The organism is Paenibacillus paridis (assembly GCF_006345825.1).
Lineage (GTDB): Bacteria > Bacillota > Bacilli > Paenibacillales > Paenibacillaceae > Pristimantibacillus > Pristimantibacillus paridis.
Genome location: NZ_VCIX01000092.1, coordinates 1,456,794 through 1,477,274 on the forward strand (window position 1 = coordinate 1,456,794; position 20,481 = coordinate 1,477,274).

Annotated in this window: 18 protein-coding genes; 15 read left to right on the plus strand and 3 right to left on the minus strand. The window is 48.7% G+C overall.

Going from position 1 to position 20,481, the window contains the following annotated elements; genetic code table 11:
• Positions 1–163: 163 nt before the first annotated feature.
• Positions 164–748, plus strand: coding sequence for a hypothetical protein (locus FJQ58_RS28365; protein ID WP_162341813.1), 585 nt, complete (start codon positions 164–166; stop codon positions 746–748).
• On the opposite strand, the gene FJQ58_RS28370 is transcribed toward FJQ58_RS28365, so the two are convergent.
• Entirely contained in the window at positions 732–2,144 is a 1,413-nt protein-coding gene (locus FJQ58_RS28370; protein ID WP_139998617.1) for a hypothetical protein, read from the minus strand. The genes FJQ58_RS28365 and FJQ58_RS28370 overlap by 17 nt on opposite strands.
• 120 nt (positions 2,145–2,264) lie before the next feature.
• On the opposite strand from FJQ58_RS28370, the gene FJQ58_RS28375 reads away from it, so the two are divergent.
• Complete coding sequence (locus tag FJQ58_RS28375; protein WP_139998619.1) at positions 2,265–2,705, plus strand: DUF6376 family protein; 441 nt, start codon at positions 2,265–2,267, stop codon at positions 2,703–2,705.
• A gap of 25 nt (positions 2,706–2,730) precedes the next feature.
• Positions 2,731–3,006: a hypothetical protein gene (locus FJQ58_RS28380; RefSeq protein ID WP_338016177.1), complete on the plus strand. Its 276-nt coding sequence runs from the start codon at positions 2,731–2,733 to the stop codon at positions 3,004–3,006.
• A 63-nt stretch (positions 3,007–3,069) separates the two neighbouring features.
• Here the strand turns inward: FJQ58_RS28380 and FJQ58_RS28385 are convergent, their stop codons facing one another.
• Both FJQ58_RS28385 and FJQ58_RS28390 read right to left on the minus strand, forming a co-directional pair.
• On the minus strand, positions 3,070–4,521 hold the full coding sequence (locus FJQ58_RS28385) for a SulP family inorganic anion transporter (RefSeq protein WP_139998621.1): 1,452 nt from the start codon (positions 4,519–4,521) through the stop codon (positions 3,070–3,072).
• 386 nt (positions 4,522–4,907) lie between these two features.
• A complete protein-coding gene (locus FJQ58_RS28390) occupies positions 4,908–5,525 on the minus strand; it encodes a DedA family protein (protein WP_139998623.1) in 618 nt (205 codons plus the stop codon).
• Positions 5,526–5,729: 204 nt separating this feature from the next.
• Between FJQ58_RS28390 and FJQ58_RS28395 the strand changes: the two genes are divergently transcribed.
• The 12 genes from FJQ58_RS28395 to pucD all read left to right on the plus strand — a co-directional run bounded on the left by FJQ58_RS28395 (position 5,730) and on the right by pucD (position 20,475).
• On the plus strand, positions 5,730–5,975 hold the full coding sequence (locus FJQ58_RS28395) for a hypothetical protein (protein ID WP_139998625.1): 246 nt from the start codon (positions 5,730–5,732) through the stop codon (positions 5,973–5,975).
• A 104-nt stretch (positions 5,976–6,079) separates the two neighbouring features.
• Entirely contained in the window at positions 6,080–7,483 is a 1,404-nt protein-coding gene (locus FJQ58_RS28400; RefSeq protein WP_139998627.1) for an MDR family MFS transporter, read from the plus strand.
• A gap of 17 nt (positions 7,484–7,500) precedes the next feature.
• Positions 7,501–8,472 (plus strand): serine hydrolase domain-containing protein, encoded by a 972-nt coding sequence (locus FJQ58_RS28405; RefSeq protein ID WP_139998629.1) that lies wholly within the window; start codon positions 7,501–7,503, stop codon positions 8,470–8,472.
• 359 nt (positions 8,473–8,831) lie between these two features.
• Positions 8,832–10,157, plus strand: a complete 1,326-nt coding sequence (locus tag FJQ58_RS28410; RefSeq protein ID WP_139998632.1) for a 5'-deoxyadenosine deaminase — start codon at positions 8,832–8,834, stop codon at positions 10,155–10,157.
• Positions 10,158–10,223: 66 nt separating this feature from the next.
• Entirely contained in the window at positions 10,224–11,279 is a 1,056-nt protein-coding gene (locus tag FJQ58_RS28415; protein ID WP_162341815.1) for an XdhC family protein, read from the plus strand.
• Positions 11,194–11,868, plus strand: coding sequence for a nucleotidyltransferase family protein (locus FJQ58_RS28420; protein WP_139998636.1), 675 nt, complete (start codon positions 11,194–11,196; stop codon positions 11,866–11,868). The genes FJQ58_RS28415 and FJQ58_RS28420 overlap by 86 nt, the downstream gene beginning before the upstream one ends.
• Before the next feature lie 294 nt (positions 11,869–12,162).
• Complete coding sequence (locus tag FJQ58_RS28425; protein ID WP_238404374.1) at positions 12,163–13,323, plus strand: BMP family ABC transporter substrate-binding protein; 1,161 nt, start codon at positions 12,163–12,165, stop codon at positions 13,321–13,323.
• Between the two features lie 192 nt (positions 13,324–13,515).
• Positions 13,516–15,051, plus strand: a complete 1,536-nt coding sequence (locus FJQ58_RS28430) for an ABC transporter ATP-binding protein (protein ID WP_139998638.1) — start codon at positions 13,516–13,518, stop codon at positions 15,049–15,051.
• Positions 15,048–16,178: an ABC transporter permease gene (locus FJQ58_RS28435; protein ID WP_139998640.1), complete on the plus strand. Its 1,131-nt coding sequence runs from the start codon at positions 15,048–15,050 to the stop codon at positions 16,176–16,178. Before FJQ58_RS28430 ends, FJQ58_RS28435 begins: the two co-directional genes overlap by 4 nt.
• 34 nt (positions 16,179–16,212) lie before the next feature.
• The gene (locus tag FJQ58_RS28440) at positions 16,213–17,124 is read left to right on the plus strand and encodes an ABC transporter permease (protein WP_420799871.1); all 912 of its coding nucleotides are present in this window, start codon (positions 16,213–16,215) and stop codon (positions 17,122–17,124) included.
• Positions 17,125–17,145: 21 nt separating this feature from the next.
• Positions 17,146–18,090, plus strand: a complete 945-nt coding sequence (locus FJQ58_RS28445; protein WP_139998644.1) for an FAD binding domain-containing protein — start codon at positions 17,146–17,148, stop codon at positions 18,088–18,090.
• 108 nt (positions 18,091–18,198) lie between these two features.
• Complete coding sequence (pucD, locus tag FJQ58_RS28450) at positions 18,199–20,475, plus strand: xanthine dehydrogenase subunit D (RefSeq protein ID WP_139998646.1); 2,277 nt, start codon at positions 18,199–18,201, stop codon at positions 20,473–20,475.
• The last annotated feature ends 6 nt before the right edge of the window (positions 20,476–20,481 follow it).

A 20,481-nucleotide genomic window follows, 5' to 3' on the forward strand; every position in this document is an offset into this window, starting at 1 on the left:
TGCTCGTGCTTTCACCATACGTCTCGCAGAAACGATGGTGTCTACAGAAAGGACGACATCAAGCGTTCTTCTTACCAAAGTTGAAACTTTTTCCCATTTCATTACGTCTTATCTTAAAGGCCTAAAAATACCTATTACAGAAAAAAGTCGGGGGAACTATTTTATGATGATCAAAAGATGCTTAATCAGCGTGGGGCTATCGATGATCCTTATCATCGGCAGCATGCTTTTAGGAGGAACAAAAGCCTCGGCTTGCTCATGCGCCGGCACGATTGCTGTAGAAGAAGCGCAAGCCAAAAGCGATGCTGTATTTGAAGGAACTGTAACCGCAGTCAAGTCATCTTCCATGCGTTTATTAAACTCTCCAGCCAAAGCGGTAAAAGCAAACTTTCAAGTCAATGAAGTGTGGAAAGGGCACGTAGCGCCCACTATTGAAGTGTTAACTGCCGGGAGCAGCGAGAGCTGCGGCTATGAGTTCACGATGGGAGAAAGATATTTGGTATATGCTACTGCCACTGGAAAATCACTTGAAGTAAACCTTTGCAATGGAACGGTTCTTCATAATCAGGCGGAGCAACAGATCTCGCTGCTCGGCAGCGGCTCCTTGCCGCCGCAGGCAAGTGAAGGAGAGCAGCAGTCAGGCGAAACATTCGTACGTAACATGATCCTGCTGTTCAGCGTAATTATTGTTGGCTCCGCCGCCGCATTGCTATACCGTAAGCAAAGAAGCACTAGATCAAAAACATAGCGACGATCGTTGTTACAGCGAGACCGATAAGGACAGGCTTCAAATTGCGTCGTGCTAGCTCAAAAGGATCAATGCCGCAAATGGCAGCGGCAGGAATGAGTGCCCAAGGGATGATGGTACCGCCACCAACCCATATGGCAGCGACCTGGCCAAGGGCTGTTAAGGTGGCAACGCCCGAACCAATAGCATGGCCGAACAGCTGCGCGATCGACCCTGCCAGGGAGATGCCAGAGAAGCCTGATCCATCTAGACCGGTGATTGCGCCTACAACCGTTAAGGTGATTGAACCTACAAATCCATTTACTGGCACGACATGTGCGAGGGCAATGCCAAGGTCATTTACAATGCCATGAGAGGCTTCAGGAAGCTTCTCCCCAAACATTGCCAAAAAACCGGAGTCTCCTAAATAAAAGAAGGCAGCAATAGGAATGACGGGTCCGAATACTTTAAAGCCAAACAAAAAGCCCTCAATTAAATAACTCGTCGTTTTTTCTAAACCTTTGCCTTTGTGAGTTAGCATCGTAATCAGAAGCATAATGAGGATGGCAGTACCGCCGATCAGTGCTGTTGCGTCCCCTCCTTGAAGATCAAGGATAAACATGGCTATAACGTCTAAGGCAAACAAAACCGGAATGAGGATGGCAAGCAGGCGCTTGGTGTTAAGCGACAAAGCGGTGCGGTCCAATTCTTCATTAGGATCGATCACTTGCTCTTTATCGTTCGTTGTAGCTATCAAGCCATCGCGCCAAGTCCCCAGCTTCTGGTCGCGCCGCATCATCCAATATGCAGCGACAGTCGTTACTAAACCCATCACTATGACTAAAGGTATGCTGGCTTGCATAACAGAGCTTACAGGTATTCCGGCGGCGTCAGCCGTAAGTTTAGGAGCACCCTGAATGATATAATCGCCGGATAAAGCAATGCCGTGGCCGAATAGGTTCATGGCAACAGCAGCTCCGAGAGCTGGCAGCCCTACACGTAGCGCAACAGGAAGCAAGACGGCTCCAATAAGCGCAACCGCAGGCGATGGCCAAAAAAACCACGATGTCACCATCATAATGAGTCCGATTCCCCAAAAAGCGAGAGCAGGCGTTCTTAGGAACCGAGTAAACGGCGAGATCATAATTTCATTTATACCGGTTCGGATGAGTATCCGGCTCATGGCCACAATAATGGAGATAATCAATATTGTGCCGATCAGTTCTTTTATTGCAAATATGAAGCTGTTGAAAATACCGCTTACAGAACCGCTTGCCGAAGTCGTTGCAAGAATGCCGATTCCCAAAATGCCTGCGATACAAATTAATGTGGTATCGCGCCGCATTAGCATAAATCCGATAATAGCTATAACGAAACCTAAATAAACCCAGTGCAGCGCCGATAATTGAATATCCATCCCGATCATCTCCCTATGAGATACACGAAACCAGTGCGAACTGATTTCGTATACTACTGTATGCATGAAGATGGATAGGCGTTCATCTAGAAGACTTGAGTAAAAATAAGGAGTGATCGGATGATAAAGCGCAGCGTAACCATGCTACTGCTCTCTGTAATGCTTCTGACTTCTGGCTGTGGTATTATGAATGAAGTAGGGCAAACGGTAAATTTTGCATCGGAAACAACGGATTACTTACAATCGTTAACGGATTTTGGACAAGAAATGAATACACTTGCTGAGCAGGCCGTCACTGATTTGGATGCCAGAACGAATCTGAAAGAGAAGCTGCTTGCGTTAAAGGAGCAGGTTGTTCAATATGAAGGGCTACAAGTCCCGGAATATGCCCAAAAAATTCATGAGTCGATTTCCGAATATAACGCGACGCTTCAGAAGGGTCTTGATCAGGCTCTGACGAATATAGAACAAGGAAGAGCCGCTTTCGATTCGACGGGTATTCCGGATACGATCAACAAAATTAATGAGCTGCTGAATCAAGTGAATCAGCTCACACCGTAACAACCAACAGGAAGGAAGAACAACAGTGATTAATATTCAAGTATTGGAAGCATCGATGACGTATGCCAAGGAGGACGGCTACGTAGGCAAGGTACATTTCGGAGTGGATGGGCATGCCAATGAGTATGAGATTGCTTTGCACAGCAAGAAAGGGAAAGAATGGGGCTACGGCTTGTTTTTCCTGCATGAATCCGGCAAGGAAGAAGAGCTGCTGGCTTTAGAGGATTTGCTAGAGGAGGACGACGAATTGTTCGATTTTCTCGTCGACACGGCAAAGGCTAAGCTTGAAAAAGCAGAATAAAGGAATATACACAAGGCCATGCGGGCTCTCTCTGATGAGAGAGGCTCGCATGGCCTTATTTGTTTAATGACCGTTGGATGAGGTTAAGCCTAGCTTGCGAATTATCAACTTGCTTTCATCATTAAGTCCGATAAAAGATACTTGTTTGCCTTGCTGCTCATATTTGCTTTTTACTTTAGCGATAGCCGTAACGGCTGATTGATCCCATACATGGGAGCCGCTGAAGTCCAGCGTAATTTGGAGGGGGTCGCTTTGGTAATCAAATAGAGAAACAAAGCGGCTTGTCGTTCCGAAAAAAAGCTGTCCAGCGATTTTATAGGTACGGCCCTTGGTTTTGTCGGATGAGACAGCCACGCGAATTTTTGCCATTTTCCCAACGAATACAAATGCGCTTAGAACAACTCCTGCAAAAACACCTTTTGATAAATCATGAGTAATGAGCACGATCACAACGGTAACGATCATAATCACAGCATCAGCGCGTGGAACCTTATGGATATGAATGACTGATTTCCAGTCAAAGGTGCTGATCGAAACCATGATCATAACACCGACTAGGGCAGCCATCGGAATGTTATTGACCACATCGCTTAAGGCCATGATAAGAAAGAGCAGGAACGACCCAGCCACGAGAGTAGAAAGTCTAGAACGGCCGCCAGATTTGACATTAATGACCGATTGGCCAATTAACGCGCAGCCAGCCATTCCACCGAAGAAGCCTGTTGCCATATTCGCTATGCCTTGCCCACGAACTTCTTTGTTCTTGTTGCTGGTCGTATCCGTCATCTCATCGAGAACCGAAGCGGTTAAGAGCGATTCCAAAATACCGACAATAGCTAGAGAGAAGGAGTAGGGTAAAATGATCCATATTGTCTTAAGTGAGAAAAGTACGTCCGGAATATGAAAAATCGGCAGCGTGCTTTCAATTATGCCTCTGTCGCCTACGGTTTTGAGATCGGCGCCAATGGCAACGGCAATGACGGAAACAATAATAATCGCTGCTAAGGGAGACGGGATTACCTTTGTAAACTTAGGCAGCGTATAAATGATGACCAGAGTTAAAGCGACGAGAGCATACATGATCCAGGTAGCGCCAACGAAATGAACGAGCTGGGTCGTGAAAATGAGAATGCCAAGCGCGTTGACAAAGCCGAGCATGACGGATTGCGGAACGAATTGAATCAGCTGGCCAAGCTTCAGAACACCCATGATATACTGCAGGATACCAGCTAGAATTGTCGCTGCGAACAAATACTCTATGCCATGATCCTTGACAAGGGAAACCATGAGAAGGGCCATTGCGCCCGTGGCAGCGGAGATCATGCCGGGCCTCCCGCCGACGATGGAAATCATGACAGCCATGCAGAACGAAGCGTACAGGCCGACCATGGGACCAACGCCAACCATTAGCGAGAAGGAGATGGATTCGGGAATAAGGGCTAAGGCAACCGTTATCCCTGCCAGTACATCTCCCCGAACATTAGAAAACCATGATTTTTTCAGTTTTTCGAGCAAAACAAAGAAGCCTCCTTGAATTTTTTGTCGGAGGAGCTATACCGCTCGCAATCCGATGACTGAATTGACTTTCCACTCTCAGAAAAGTCGGGGCCGATGCACACTAGGCGTAATTATACAATAATTATGGCATCCTTGATCAATATCAAAACTTTACTTAAGCGCTTACATTTAGGTATATCAACCGTTTTCTCTGGTTTTCGCCATTTTAGACAGTAAATTAAATTAAGATGAAACGGCCTCACCGTCCTCTGCAAGTGGAGGACGATGAGGCCGTTTGCCGTAGAAATAGAAAATATTTTATCGCGTGAAACCTATAAAGTCTTCTATTTAAATAAAGGAACTAGCGCGTCATTAGGCTGATTCCTTTATTTGAATACGGAGGGCTACATCGGACGGTCAACTTGGTCTTTGGCTTGTTTGCCTTTTACATATTTGTAGGCAACAAAGAGGACAACGACTGCGGCTAACACATAGATGATCCATGTTCCGTATTGGTAAATGTGATTGGATAGATCCTGAACTTGATCCCCGACAACAGAGCCGATAAAAAAGTAAATCAGCGTCCAAATAAGCGCGGAAGGATAAGCAAATATGGCGAATCGTTTGTAGGCCATCCGGTTCATCCCCATCACATACGGGGTTACATGCCTCAAAAAGGGGAGACAGAGGCTAAGGCTAATGGCATAACCGCCATAACGCTCGCTTAACTGCTCGGATTTTTCGACAAATTTGCTAATATTCTTCTTGCTGCTGAACCAGACCGTCAGCTTGCTTCCTGCAAATCTTCCGATGCTGTAACCGAAAGTCATTGCGGAGCAAATGCCTAGAAAGGTCATCATGAAGGCAGGTATAGGCGATAAAACGCCCGATTCCGCTAATGCGCCGCCTGTCATAACTACGGCTTCATTGGGAATGGGCAGGCCGATTAAGCCGAGACAGAGGACGAGGAACAAAGCGAAATAACCGATTTCTTCTATGATACTTAATAATAAATCATACATTAAACAACATCCTTATCTTCCATATCATGCATGATGATGATCATGGGCTTTATATAGGTTAACACATCCGAATTCGCTTGAATACCATTCATACGCGGGTAGGTGAAGAATGATTCAAATTTAACCATTTCGTAACTAATTGGCCTTATCGAGCAGATACAATAGAGAATAGGTTTCAAGTGGCATGAAGGGGCGACTATTCACATGTTGGATTTCCAGAAAAAGGTTGAAGATTTACGGCGGTTTGAATCGCTCTGTTTTACAATATGCATGACCCTGCTGGCAGAAGAACAAGCAGCTTGCAAAGCAGCTGAACAAGCATTATGCCAACTGTTTGGCGATATCGGGTTTTGGAAACTCAATGAAAAAGAAAAATCGCCATATATTCTCCGAATCTGTACACACGAGTGCTTTCAATGGAAACGGCAAAATTTATTGCAAACGTCTTAAAACAATAAATACGTTGATATTTCATGTATGCAGCGATCATAATAGAAGAGATAATCATCTTTATTATTCTATTTTCCTATACGGAGACACCGAAAGGATGGACAATGAACGCTAATCAGACTCGCAAAAAAGTTACCATTGCCTTGTTCGTCGCTACGTTTCTAGCAGCGATTGAAGGAACGATCGTCAGCACGGCAATGCCAAGCATCACTGGGGAATTGCAAGGCATTCAACAATACAGCTGGATCATATCGATCTATTTGCTAGCAACGGTGATTACAACACCCGTGTATGGCAAGCTGTCCGATTTGTACGGAAGGAAAAAGATGTTCATTATTGGAGCCTTGATCTTCCTCGCTGGTTCTATGCTGTCCGGCGTGGCACAATCGATGAATCAGCTCATATGGTTTCGGGCTTTGCAGGGCTTGGGTGCCGGAGCGTTAACCACGATTCCTTATACTATTATCGGGGATTTGTACCCCTTTGAGCAACGGGCTAAAGTCCAGGGTTGGATGTCGAGTATTTGGGGAATTGCAGGAATATCCGGTCCTTTGATGGGCGGCCTGCTTGTAGATTACATATCTTGGCGAGCGATTTTTTACATGAATTTGCCTTTCGGCATCGTTGCCATCTATTTATTGTCGACTTCCTTGAGGGAGACGATTGAGAAGAAGAAAAGACATATCGACTATCCGGGCATTGCCACCTTTACGATCGCCATGTTCAGCTTTCTCTATGCCATGACGCTGCTGCGTGAAAACACAGACGAATCCGGCTCTTTCGGGCTGATGGGCTTGCTGTTTGGCATCTCTGTATTGTTTTTTATTATATTTGCTCGTATCGAAGTTCGGTCACCCGAGCCAATCATTCCCTTTCAACTGTTTCGCAATCGAATCATAAGCATGGCGAATTTGGACAGCTTTTTGCTTTGCGTCATTAACGTAGTCATTATTTTTTATTTACCGCTCTGGATTCAAGGCGTCTTCGATAAACCGGCTACTTATTCCGGTCTGGCGATGATACCACTTTCTGTCGCATGGCCGCTCGGTTCGATTTTGGCAGGCAATTGGATTTCCAAAAAAGGATTGCGGTTTATCGGCGTGATCGGTTCTTGCTTCTTGCTGGCCAGCAGTATCGGATTTGCTTTCATGACAGCTTCCACTTCCATTGTATTATTCATCGTCTATACTTTTATGGCAGGGTTGTCATTTGGTTTGTCGCTGACGTCCTTAACGGTTGCCGTATCCTCTTCGGTTGGCTGGGAGCTTCGAGGCTCCGCTGTAGCCAGCAATAATTTCATTCGCACCTTAGGGCAAACGATTGGAATTACGATTTTCGGCTTGCTGCTCCATACCGGCAGTGCGGATACGATTGAAGCATCCGTACTTTCAGCTAGCCTACATACGATCTTTGTTTGGGTGGCCGTGTTATCGGTGTTGGTTGTCCTTGTGTCCATCGGATTGCCGAAGCTGAATCAAGCTGAACAGCAGCAAAGAAACGCATCATAGAAAGGTCGTCACCGGATATGAAACCAATGGATCTGGATTCCTATAACAAGCAGCTGTCGGAATGGAAAATAAACACGGTTATCGTTATGAAAGGCGAACGCCTTCTTGGTGAATGGTACGCGAGCGGCAAGGATACGATCGGACCGTTATATTCCTGTACAAAGAGCGTTTTGTCCGTTCTGATCGGCATTGCCGTTGATAAAGGCGTTATTTCGGATGTGGAGCAGCCAATCACAACCTTTCTTAAGCATCCGATAGAAATCTCCGAGGCGCTCAGTCAGATTACAATCAAGCATTTGCTTACAATGACGCCGGGCTTTGAATGGCCAGATTTTGATAAGCCTTACAAAACGTTCAAAGCAGCGCCGGATCCGGTAGCATACGTTTTTGACCAGCCGCTGATTTCCGCACCGGGAGCTGCATTTGCCTATAATTCGGGAGGGTCGCATTTGCTATCGGCGATTCTAACGGAAGCGGCAGGCATGTCCGCGCTTTCGTTCGCAAAGGAGCATTTATTTGAGCCGCTTGGTTTCCAAAGCGCTCGCTGGATGGAAAGAACGGGTGTTAATGAAGGGGGAACAGGGCTCTATCTCACCGGTAGGGATCTGGCTCGAATCGGTGCTCTATACGCCCAAAAAGGTCGTTTCGGGGATAAGCAGCTCGTGTCGGCAGCTTGGGTGGATGAGTCTACTGCTCTTCATCACAAAGGACTATTGCAATATGAGCCTCCGATCTACGGAGGGTATGGCTACCATTGGTGGCACTCGCCTGAGAGCCATAACGGACAATGCGACTGCTATTTTGCGTTTGGTCATGGCGGACAATATTTGCTAATTGTTCCGGAGTATGAGCTGGTTATTGTTATTCGCAAAAAAATTACGAAGCGGAACGATGCCATGTTTGCGAGAAGACTCATCTTTGAACAGATGATCCCCGATTTCTTGTCGTCGGCCCGCAATTCTCAGAAAATAAGCATAAATAAACCTTAAAATGAAAGGCACCGATCCCGGATCGGTGCCTTTTTCATAACTAGCCGGTTCGCCGTGGCTAATGCGTGAAGTACATGTTATGTTCGAACGAAATCCGAAAGATGTGCGTATAATTATTTCATGAAATGTATTGCTTAACGGTGAATTCTGCATTATGATGTTATATAATCTTACATTACGAAAGTGAAACGACTTATTTACTTTCTGTTTGGCAGTCCGGCTGAGAGATGCTGACAGGTGAGCAAATGCATAGCATCCTTTTAAGCAGCGGTAAAGAAGTCATTGGTCCATTTTAAAAAGTCAGAAAATTATAATAATTAAACAGAAAACTTGCGAGTTTGACATGAGGGGGAAATTAGATGTCTACGATATTAATTCGCAACGCAGTCATCATGACAATGAATGCGAAGGATGATATTTTTACCGGGGATGTTTTAATAGAAGGAAATCGGATTATGCAGTTAGGTGAAGGACTTGAGGCGATGGATGCTGACCGTGTCATTGACGCTGGCGGCAAGGTGCTGCTTCCGGGTTTCGTGCAGACACATATTCATCTTTGTCAGACGCTGTTCCGTGGCAGAGCTGATGACTTGTCGCTTATTGAATGGCTGAAAGAAAAAATTTGGCCGCTCGAAGCCGCGCACAGCGAGGATTCCGTTTATTATTCGGCTATGTTGGGAATTGGCGAGCTGATCCGCAGCGGAACAACGACGATATTGGACATGGAAACCGTGCATTATACGGAATCTGCATTTCAAGCCATTAAGGAAAGCGGCATTCGGGCACTCTCAGGCAAGGTGATGATGGACCATGGCACTGAGGTTCCTCTAGCTCTGCAGGAAAATACGCAAAAATCGCTGCAGGACAGTGTGGATTTGCTGGAGAAGTGGCACGGCACTGAAAATGGGAGAATTCAATATGCTTTCTGTCCGAGGTTTGTTGTCTCTTGTACGGAAGAACTGCTTGTCGGTGTTCGTGACTTGTCAGCCAAGTACGGTGTCATGGTACACACCCATGCTTCCGAAAATGCAGGCGAAATCGCGATGGTAGAAGCGGAACGCGGCATGAGGAATGTCGTCTACCTGGATCACATTGGCCTCGCGAGGCCGAATTTAATTTTAGCTCATAGCATTTGGCTGGATGATGAGGAGAAACAGATCATACGTGAGCGGGGAGTGAAAGTCACGCATTGTCCCGGCTCTAATATGAAGCTGGCATCCGGCGTGGCGGAGATCCCGCTAATGCTCGAACAAGGAATTGATGTCGGGATTGGAGCAGATGGCGCACCTTGCAATAACAACCTGGATATGTTTCAGGAAATGAGATTAACGGCTTATATGCAGAAGGTGAAGCATGGCCCAACGGTAATGAACGCGAAGACGGTTTTGCGAATGGCGACGATGGGAGGCGCGAAGGTGCTCGGATTAGAAAAGGAGATCGGCAGCGTCGAGGTAGGCAAACTTGCTGATTTGCAGCTGCTGGATTTGGAGGACTTCCACGTATACCCTTCCTTTGACGCGGACTGGTATTCCCGAGTTGTTTATGCCGCGACGAGAGGCGATGTGGATACGGTGCTTATCGACGGACAACTGGTTATGGAGAACAAGCTTGTTAGGACGGTTGATAAGAAGATCGTTCTCAAGGAAGCGGACCGCTCGCTAAGAAAGCTAATTGAGCGGTTATAAGAATAAGTTCGTTCAAACGGCTAATCGAAACCTTGGCAAGGCTGGATGCTTAGGGAGGGATATCGGATGGATATGCATGAGATATTAACAGCGGTGAGGGAAGAGAATCAAAGAGCAGTACTTGCGACTATCGTTTGCGTGGAGGGCCATTCTTATCGCAAGGCTGGCGCAACAATGCTGTTCATAATCGGGGGTAAGCAAATTGGCTCTATAAGCCCGGGCTGTTTGGAGCATGATCTCATGGAGCGTGCCGAGGAGGTATGGACTACAGGCCGATTTTCTTGTATCGACTATAACATGAATCAGGATAAAGATGTGATCTGGGGCGAGGCCATCGGTTGCGGAGGGGAGATCCGCTTGCTATTAGAGCCGGTCAATGAATGTTTGCGAGCGGTTTTGCTGAAAGCGAAAGAGTATAACGACGAAGGCCAGTCTGTTAGGCTTACTCGAAGCTGGAATGACCATGCTATCAGTTATTCGTTTACCGATGTTACCTTTGAAGAAGACGCACCATGTTATACCGATAGGCATGAGGAAGGCTGGGTTAGAATGTCAATGGACATCTGCCCAAGGCCGCGGCTTGTTTTGTTTGGAGCGGGCAAGGATACGGATGCTTTATACGCTTTAGTGAAATCCATCGGATTCCATATTGTCATTGCGGATTGGCGGGGAGCAATATGCACAAAGGAGCGCTATCCGGATGCAGAATGTATCGTAGGTACGCCTGTGGAAATTATGGAGGAGGTTTGTTTTCGCCCAGATGATTATTTAATCGTTTGCAGCCATCAGCTTCAGCAGGATAGGGAAATGATTCGGCTCGCTTTGCCGCTGAAGCTAGTATACATCGGTGTCATGGGCTCGAAGAAACGCATTCGGCTGCTGTTCGAGACCTTTTTAATTCCTTCAAATGTAAGAGCGCCTATCGGTCTGTCTATCGGTGCGGATGGTCCGGCAGAAATTGCGGTTAGTATAGCCGCCGAACTGATTGCCATAAGAGCGGGCATTAAGCAGCGCTCTAGGAAGGAGTGGGGAAGGGATGTCGATTTCGGCCCTTTATTTGGCGGCAGGGCAAAGCAGGCGCATGGGAATGCGCAAGCAATCGTTAGAGCTGGCGACAAATAAGCCGCTTGCAAGCCTCGCGCTTCAAGCTCTTCTATCCAGTTCTGTCTCTCAAGTGGTTGTCGTCGTACACCCGGAGGACCCGTTATCTTGGTTGCCTAAGCGACAGCAGCCCAGCGATAGCCATTCGTTTGCAGGGGGGAACTCTATCGTCAATATCGCTCCGTGCATGGAGGCGGCCAAGGGAATGGCGCATTCCATCAAATATGGAATTGGCGTGCTATTGGAGGAAGATCCGTCTGTTGAAGCGGTTTGCATTGCTCTAGCAGATCAGCCGTTTATTTCAGCCGAAATGATCGAGGAGCTTATTCATTATTGGCGCAGCCACCCGGAGCTGGACTTTGTTGCGACTAGATCCGGAGAAATAAGCGATGGCATTCCTGTGTTGATGCCACCTGCCGTTATAGCGCGATCTATGTTTGCGGCTTTAATGAGTTTGGAGGGAGATGCGGGTGCGCGAAAACTGTTTCGTTCACCTCTGTTTAATGGAGAAGGTCTAGCTGTAAAAGATAGAACTATTTTGATTGATATTGATACCATATCTGACATGGAAAAAGCGAGGGATCACTATTCGAAATGGATTTGTCAATAATAAGCGTAATAAATGTAAATATATATAACATTAAACATGATGCATTTAATTTTTCGGGGGTATATTCAGCAATAAAATTTTTATTATGAATTTAATGTTATATATATTGACGTAATGTTAACGTGGATATATATTGAAAGTAAGTGATTGGTTTCCACCAAAACTAGCGAGAGCTACGAAAGCTGAACTGTAAAGGCTGACGTAAGCATTTTGCGACAGGAGAATGGCGGCTCTTTTGCAGCGTGTACAGTCATCTGCTAACTCTTGAAAAATAGAGAGTCGGGGAGGAACAGTATGAATCCTTACAAAAAGGCAATGTTCACAGGTGCAGCACTTCTTTTATCGCTCGTATTGGTCCTTAGCGGTTGTTCTGGCAACAACGCAAACCAGAAGGCTAACGGGGGCGCAACCACAACGCCAACGGAGGCAGCTACTGAAGGCACAGCGACAGATGAGCCCGCAAAACTTCCGCGCGTCGCATTTGTTTATATCGGTCCTCCAGGAGACGGCGGCTGGACATTCGAGCATGACAAGGGCCGGTTGTACATGGAGGAGAAGCTGGGGATTAAAGCGGATACGGTCGAAAATGTACCGGAGAGCGCGGATGCCGAGCGAATCATTACCGAGCTTGCGCAAAACCACGACGTCATCTTTACTACAAGCTTCGGTTATATGGATTACACGTTAAATGTGGCCAAAAAATTTCCTAACGTGAAGTTTCTTCATACCGCCGGTTACAAAACGAATGACAATATGGGCACGTTCTTCGGCAAAAACTATGACGCCAGCTATTTAAGCGGCATTGCAGCAGGGAAAGTCACGAAGAAAAACGTGATCGGTTATGTTGGAGCGTTTCCTATACCGGAGGTTATCTATAACATCAATGCCTTTGCGCTTGGCGTGCAAAGCGTAAATCCGGAAGCCAAGGTAAGCGTCGTATGGACCAATACCTGGTATGATCCGACAACCGAGCGGCAAGCGGCGGTCAGCTTGCTTGATAAAGGAGCGGATGTGCTGCTGGCATATCAAGATTCCCCAGCTACTCTACAAGCGGCGGCTGAACGGGGGGCAATGGCTGGAGGCAATGACTCGGATATGACGCGTTTTGCACCGGAAGCCTACTTGACGAACCCGATTTGGAATTGGGGTCCTTATTATACGAAGACCGTTCAGGATATCATCGACGGCACTTGGAAAAGCGAGCAATATTCAGGTTCGCTCGCCGATGGAATGGTTGATATTGCACCGATTGGGCCCAGCGTGCCTGAGGATGTAAAAACGCTTGTCACAGACACGAAAGCCAAACTCATTAACGGAGAGCTGAATGTCTTTACAGGGCCAATCACGGATGCTTCGGGAGCCGTGAAGGTCGAGGAAGGCAAAACGCTGACGCTCGACGATATTTTGGTGATGGACTGGTTTGTCAAAGGCGTTGAAGGCACGATCCCAAAATAAGCAGCTTTACACATACCGATCAATCAACAAATCCCTGAATGAAGGGATTTGTTGGTTTATAAACAGCTATTTCCGCAAACGCCCGCTTCCCAAATGCTTAGAACAAAACAAAGGTAATGCTTACGAAGCAGTTTTGTATTAGAAATGTAGACGATACTTTCGTTTCTGATACAAAACTTTAGGAGGGAACCTATGCATGAAACGTACTCGGTAGAGATGAGAGGGATTGTGAAGCAGTTCGGCACGGTCATCGCGAATGACCATGTTGACTTTCATGCGAAGCCCGGACAGATTCATGCGCTGCTTGGCGAGAACGGAGCGGGGAAGAGCACGATGATGTGCATGCTCTCCGGTGTTTATCGGCCCACGAGCGGCGAAATTTTCATCCACGGCAAGCCGGTAAAAATCCGATCTCCGAAGGATGCCATGAAGCTTGGAGTCGGCATGGTTTTTCAAAATTTCCGGCTCGTCCAAACCTTAACTGCTGCAGAAAATATCGTGCTTGGGGAGAGATCGTCCTTTTGGCGGGGGCCAAAATGGATGAACAGCAAGCAGCAGGAAATTGAAGCGATAGCGGATCGTTTTGGTTTAGCGTTTCCGGTTAATCGGCCGATTTGGCAATTATCCGTAGGTGAGCAGCAGCGGGTCGAAATCGTCAAAACGCTTTACCGCGGAGCGGAGCTCATTATTTTGGATGAACCTACCTCGGTGCTGACGCCTGGTGAGGCTGAGCAGCTGTTCACGACGCTGCAGCGAATGAAAGAAGAAGGAAAGACGGTCATTCTGACCACCCATAAGCTGAAGGAGGTCATGTCCGCTGCGGACCATATTTCGGTCATGCGCAAGGGGAAGCTGATTCATTCTATGGAGAAAACAGCTACAAATGAACGTGAGCTGGCAAAGCTGATGGTCGGCAAGGAGATTGGCGAGAGCCGTGCGTTCCTGCCGCGGCCGCAAGGAAAGGTTTTGCTTACCGTGTCCAGGGTCGATGTGCAGGCGGATCATGGAAGGAAATCGCTTGATCAATTTTCGCTGCATGTCCATGAGGGGGAAATTGTCGGTGTCGCCGGCGTAGCGGGCAATGGGCAGAAGGAGCTTGCCGAGGTACTGACAGGACTTCGGAGCTGGAAGCAGGGGAGGATTCATTTTGCAGGCAAGGAGCTTAGGAACGGTTCGGTGCGGGCGGCGATTGAGGCGGGGATCGCTCATGTACCGGAAAATCGAATGAAAAGCGGGCTTGCCGGCAGTTTAGGGATCGTTGACAATCTGTTGTTCAAAACGTACCGAAAGGGCGAGCGTTCACGCTTAGGTTTCCTTCGAACAAGTAACAATCGCTCCTGGTCACAAGGGCTGGTCGACCAATTCGATGTCAAAACGGCGGGTCTTGATACGCCAGTTCAGCAATTGTCGGGCGGAAACCAGCAAAAGCTGCTTTTTGCAAGGGAGGTTGACCAGGAGCCGCTCCTGATGGTAGCTGTGCATCCAACGCAAGGGCTTGATGTCGGGGCTACCGAGGGGGTTCATTTGCTTTTAGGGAAAATGAGGGATGAAGGTAAAAGCGTATTGTTGATTTCGGAGGATCTGGATGAGGTCATTCAGCTGTCTGACCGCATTCTCGTTATTTTCAACGGGAAAATTGTTGGCGAGATGGGGCGGGAGGATGCGGATCGAGAGAAGATCGGCATGTATATGGCAGGCCTCCAATCGGCGGAGGAGGAAGCGGGATGAGTGAACAAAAGCCAATCCTTCACAAAGGCGGGACGATTTCCGTCGAGGCAACGCAGCAAGCAAGCAGGCCGAGGTGGCGTTCCTATCGCATCGAAATCGACAGTACCAAGAAAGACAGCTCGTGGTGGATTCCATTTGTATCGATGCTGCTAGCCTTAATCGTTTGTGGCATTTTCATTGCTGCGAACGGCATGAACCCTTTTCCTGTCTATAAGAAAATGTTCACAGGTGCGTTTGGAACGTCTTATGGCTTAACGGAAACGCTCGTTAAAACGATACCGCTACTGCTGTGCGGGCTCGGGGTGACCATTGCGTACCGAATTTCGGTATGGAATATCGGAGCGGAAGGGCAATTTGCGGCAGGAGCGATGGCCGCGACTGCGGTTACGGTTTATTTTCCAAATATGCCCGGTCTTCTCATTATTCCGACAATGATCGTCTTCAGCATTGTTGCAGGAGGGATCTGGGGATTGCTGACGGCGATTCCGCGTACCTATTTTCAAGTCAATGAGCTTGTCACCTCACTCATGCTCAATTACGTCGCGCTGCTGGCGATGGATTATTTCGTATTCGGTCCTTGGAAGGACCCCAAAGGCATGAACTTTCCGGGCACGCCGATGTTTACAGAGGCTCAGTCGCTTCCCGTATTGGGTGACACCCGGCTGCATTTGGGACTGCTGTTCGGTTTGGTTGCTATCGTTCTATACGGTTTCTTCATTAAGTATACGCGTTGGGGCTATGAGCTTAGGCTGATCGGAGCCAATCCGGAAGCGGCTAAAAACGCGGGCATTCGAATCAGCAGACATATTTTGCTGGTGATGCTGATCAGCGGCGGCTTAGCTGGCCTAGCTGGCATGGCGGAGGTGTCTGGCGTCACGCATCGTCTGATGTACGGCATATCCCCTGGTTATGGCTATACGGCAATCATCGTGGCCTGGCTCGCCAAGCTGCATCCGATCGGGCTTGTGGTTTCCGCCTTTCTGTTCGGCGGTCTTATTGTCGGAGGTTACAGCGTGCAGACGATCGGGCTTCCATCCTCGATTTCGGAGATGCTGCAGGGAGCGATACTGTTCTTTCTTATTGCAGGCGGCACATTAAGCAAATTCCATCTTCGCAGAATTCGATGAAAGGAGCGTGCAAGGATTGGAAATTGTGTATCAAATGCTGCTCGCCGCCATCTCCTCCGGTACGCCGTTATTGTTTGCAACCCTAGGCGGCATATTGATTGAGCGTTCAGGCATCATTCAACTTGGCGCAGAGGGACTGATGCTGATGGGTGCCGTCACAGCCTGCCTCACGTATCTACAAACCGGAAGCCTCGGCATCACGCTTCTGGCGGTGTGCGGCATCAGTATTTTGCTAGGCGGCATCCATGCTTTTCTTAGCGTTTCCCTTAGAGCGAACCAGATCGTATGCGGGCTTGCAATGACGCTATTCGGTGCCGGCCTTAGCGCCTATTTGGGGAAACCCGTCAGCGGGCTGCCTGTGCCAAGAGCGGTACCCAAGGTAGATATGCCTTGGCTGGAGAATGTGCCGTTTATCGGGCGCATCTTTGCCCATCTTGATTTGTTAACGTGGTTTAGCTTCGTCCTTGTAATTGCCCTTCATTTGTTTATACATCGAACCTCATGGGGGCTTCATCTGAGGGCCATCGGAGATAACCCGGCAACGGCCGATGTCATGGGCATTCGCGTTCAAGCGTTTCGATATGGCTATATTATCGTCGGCTCGATTCTTATCGGCCTGGCAGGAGCGGATTTGCTTCTCGTATACTCGCCGACCTGGACGGAGGGCATGACGACGGGGCGGGGCTGGATTGCGGTTGCTTTAGTCATATTCGCCAGATGGAACCCGATTCGCGCGCTCTTCTGTGCTTATTTTTTCGGAGCGCTCGATATGCTTGGTTTCCGCATTCAATTAATCGGAAGCGATATCCCATCGTATTTTCTGAAAATGATTCCTTATGTTGTAACGATATTAGTATTAATGTTTCTAGGATGGCGCAACCGCAACAAACCTTCCGGCTCGCCGGAATCGCTTGGCATACCTTATATTCGCGAACAACGATTTTAACGGCAACTGGAGGGGAGTACGATGGGCATGAACATACAGGAGGCCATGGCGTCTCCTCTGGTTTGGCATCCACAAACGGCTGCGGAGGCTTGGCAGTTGAAACAAACCTATGGCACAGAAGGAATTTACACTTCAGGCGGAACACTGCTTCGCACCCAGTGGGAGTCAGGCATATCGGCCATACCGCGGCATTTGATCGATTTAAGCACGATCCGCGGATTGAATGATCTGAGAATTGGGGAAGCGGGGCTTGTGGTTGGCGGTCAAACCAGTCTGCAATCCTGCCGCTCGAATACGCTGCTCAGCCGTCATTTTCCGATGGTTTCCGAAGCGATTCGTACCATTGCGGCCCCATCCGTCCGGCATCTCGCTACGATAGGAGGCAATGTCGCCTCCAGCATTGGCGATTCGATTGCAGCGCTGCTTGGATATGATGCGGAGGTCATCTGGTTTGACGGCACGACGGAGAACAGAACCTTACTGTCGGAATGGCTGCCTGAAGCAAGTGCAGCAAAGCGTGGGAATGAACGTTTGCTCCTAAGTATGCTGCTTCCTTTTGAGATATCACTTGAGGAGACCTCAGTTAAACATGATGATAAGGATTTAACAATGCAAATGAAGCGCTTCGGCGCTTACCATAAAATCGGACGGCGTGAAGCTTTTACTCCGTCAGTCGTCACAGCTTGCATGAATGGCGTGCTCACTCATAACAGCGTTATTAAACAGATTCGGATAGCGCTAGGCGGGGGGCAGACGGTGCCAGTCAGGCTGGAAAAATTGGAAAAGGAAATCAACGGTGCCGCAGTGGATGGTCACCTTCTCCGTCACGTATATGAGCGGATTATCGAGCTTTTTGAACCGCGCGAGGATTTATTCGCCTCTGCAGCTTACCGGAAATCGACAGCCGCCAACTTGATTGTTGCCGAGCTGTGGAAAGCAGCCAAAGGCGAAACGAAACCTCTTTAATGAGATTTTAACTGGCTTTAGAACAGTGAAAGAGATACGTTGCGAGAAAATGGTTGCTTGGAAACGCAGCATTCGTCTTTACAGAACAAAACAGGAAGGGTGAGGCGTATGCTCTTAAACCGTGCTAGCAGTGGAGGGCGTTGGCGAGTTCGTCCCGATGGACCGGGGAAGGTGACGGGCGGCTTGGCTTACTTGACGGATATGACGACTGACCAAATGCTTTATGGCCTTGTGCTGCGGAGCGAGCATCCACATGCCCGTATTCTATCGATTCATACGGACAAAGCGAAGAAGCTGCCAGGAGTGCGTGCGATTCTCACCTATATGGATATTCCCGGCCTAAATGCCTTTGGGATCGCGCACCCGGATCAGCCTGTGCTTTGTGAGGAGCGAGCCAGATACGTTGGCGATGCTCTTGCGACCGTGGCAGCAGACACGCTCGCAGCTGCGCAGCAAGCGCTTGAGTTGATTGAAGTGGACTATGAGGTGCTTGAGGTCGTAGATGATCCCGAGCGTGCGTTATTGCCGGGTGCACCACAGCTCCACCCTGGCGGGAATGAGCTGCATCGTACGGTATTTAGCAGGGGCAATGTTGATCAAGGCTTCCGCGATTGTGCTTACATCGTCGAAGAAACGTATTATACTCCCCGTCAAATGCACACGTATATGGAAACCGAAGGCGGCTTGTTCGTACCGGGAGAGGATGGGCGCTTGACCGTATACTCTCCTACGCAGCACGGCTTTATGGACCGTATGCAATTGTCCCGTATTTTGGCTAAGCCGCAGGAGGAGATCCGAATCGTATCGAGTCCGATCGGCGGCTCATTTGGCGGCAAGGATGAGTTAAACGTCCAGCCCTATGGCGCGCTGCTTGCGATGCAGACGGGAAGGCCCATTAAAATTCACAATTCCAGATGGGAGTCGGTCCGCGCAGGGCTCAAACGGCATCCCATGAAAATTACGATGAAAACAGGCATAGATGCTGCCGGAAAGCTTATGGCTCATCAGGTTTCGATAATCTCCGATACCGGACCGTATTCCACGTTAGGCGCTGAGGTGTTGAATTTTGCGACTGAGCATGTAATCGGCCCATATCAGTATGAGCATTTGGATGTAAAAGGCGTTTCGGTGTTTACGAATAACGGAATGTCCGGAGAGTTTCGCGGCTTTGGCGGCAATCAGGCGATCTTTGCGCTGGAAGGCCAGATGGATCGTCTGGCAGAGATGGCGGGCATGGATCCCTGGGTTTTTCGGAAGCTGAATATGAGGCAATCGGATGATCTGGGCCCTTTCGATCAGCCGATTGCAATGACAGATGGAGCCAAGCAGGTTTGGGAGGCGATCGCGAAATGCCCGTTATGGATGGAGAAACAGCAATTGGCGCGTATGAGCCATAGCGGTGATGAACCTTGGATCAAAACGGGAATCGGCGCTGCGTTCACCATGCACGGAGCAGGGCTTGGCGTCGGTATTCCTGATCCGGCAGGTGGACGCCTTGCGCTGGCAGCTGACGGGAAAATCGAAGCGGTATTCGGCTATGAAGAGTTCGGGCAGGGTCTGCTGGCTTCTCTGGAGCAAATGCTGATGGAGCAGTTTGGCTTCGGGGCGAAGGATATCCGAATGATTATTGGAGACACCGATGTCGTCCCTGACAGCGGTTCTACCACGGCTTCGCGGGCAACCGCAATGATGTGGAAATCGCTGCAAAAGCTGAAGGCGCCATTCTCCGGTCAACTGCTGCAGCGGGCAGCCGCTATACTGAATCGCCGAGTTGAGCAGCTTCGGCTGGCGGAAGGCGGGATAAAAGGGAGGAGTGAAGAAGCGCTGCTCCTTTCCTATAAAGAGCTTGCAGCTGCTGCAGGCGAGCCGATCCGCTGTGAAACCTCTTTCTCCTTTCCGACCTCGTCTACCGAGCGGGTAGGTGCCCACTATATGTATACCTATTCCGCTGTTGTCGTAAAGGTAGAGGTCAATACGCTAACCGGACGCGCCAGAGTGCTGCAGCAATACCATGTCGTTGCCGCAGGACCTGTTATTAATCCACAGGGCTATTTGGGACAAATTGAGGGCGGAAGCAGCATGGCGCTTGGTTTTACGCTGCTGGAGGAATCAATCATGGAGAAAGGCCATTACATTACCCGCAATCTAGATTCGTATTTGGTTCCTACAATAGAGGATCAACGCGGCCTCGTCGAGGTTGAAGCGATCGAGCAGCTGCCAGAGGGGGACGACTACGGGCCGCGCGGCATTGGCGAGGTAGGTTCCGTCACTTTAGCGCCTGCCATTGCGGCGGCCATACGGCAAGCCAGCGGCAAATGGGCAACAAAATTGCCGGTGGAGCCAAGCTTTTTACAGGAAACGCCGTTTTTTCTAGGGAAGGGGTGAGTGGGA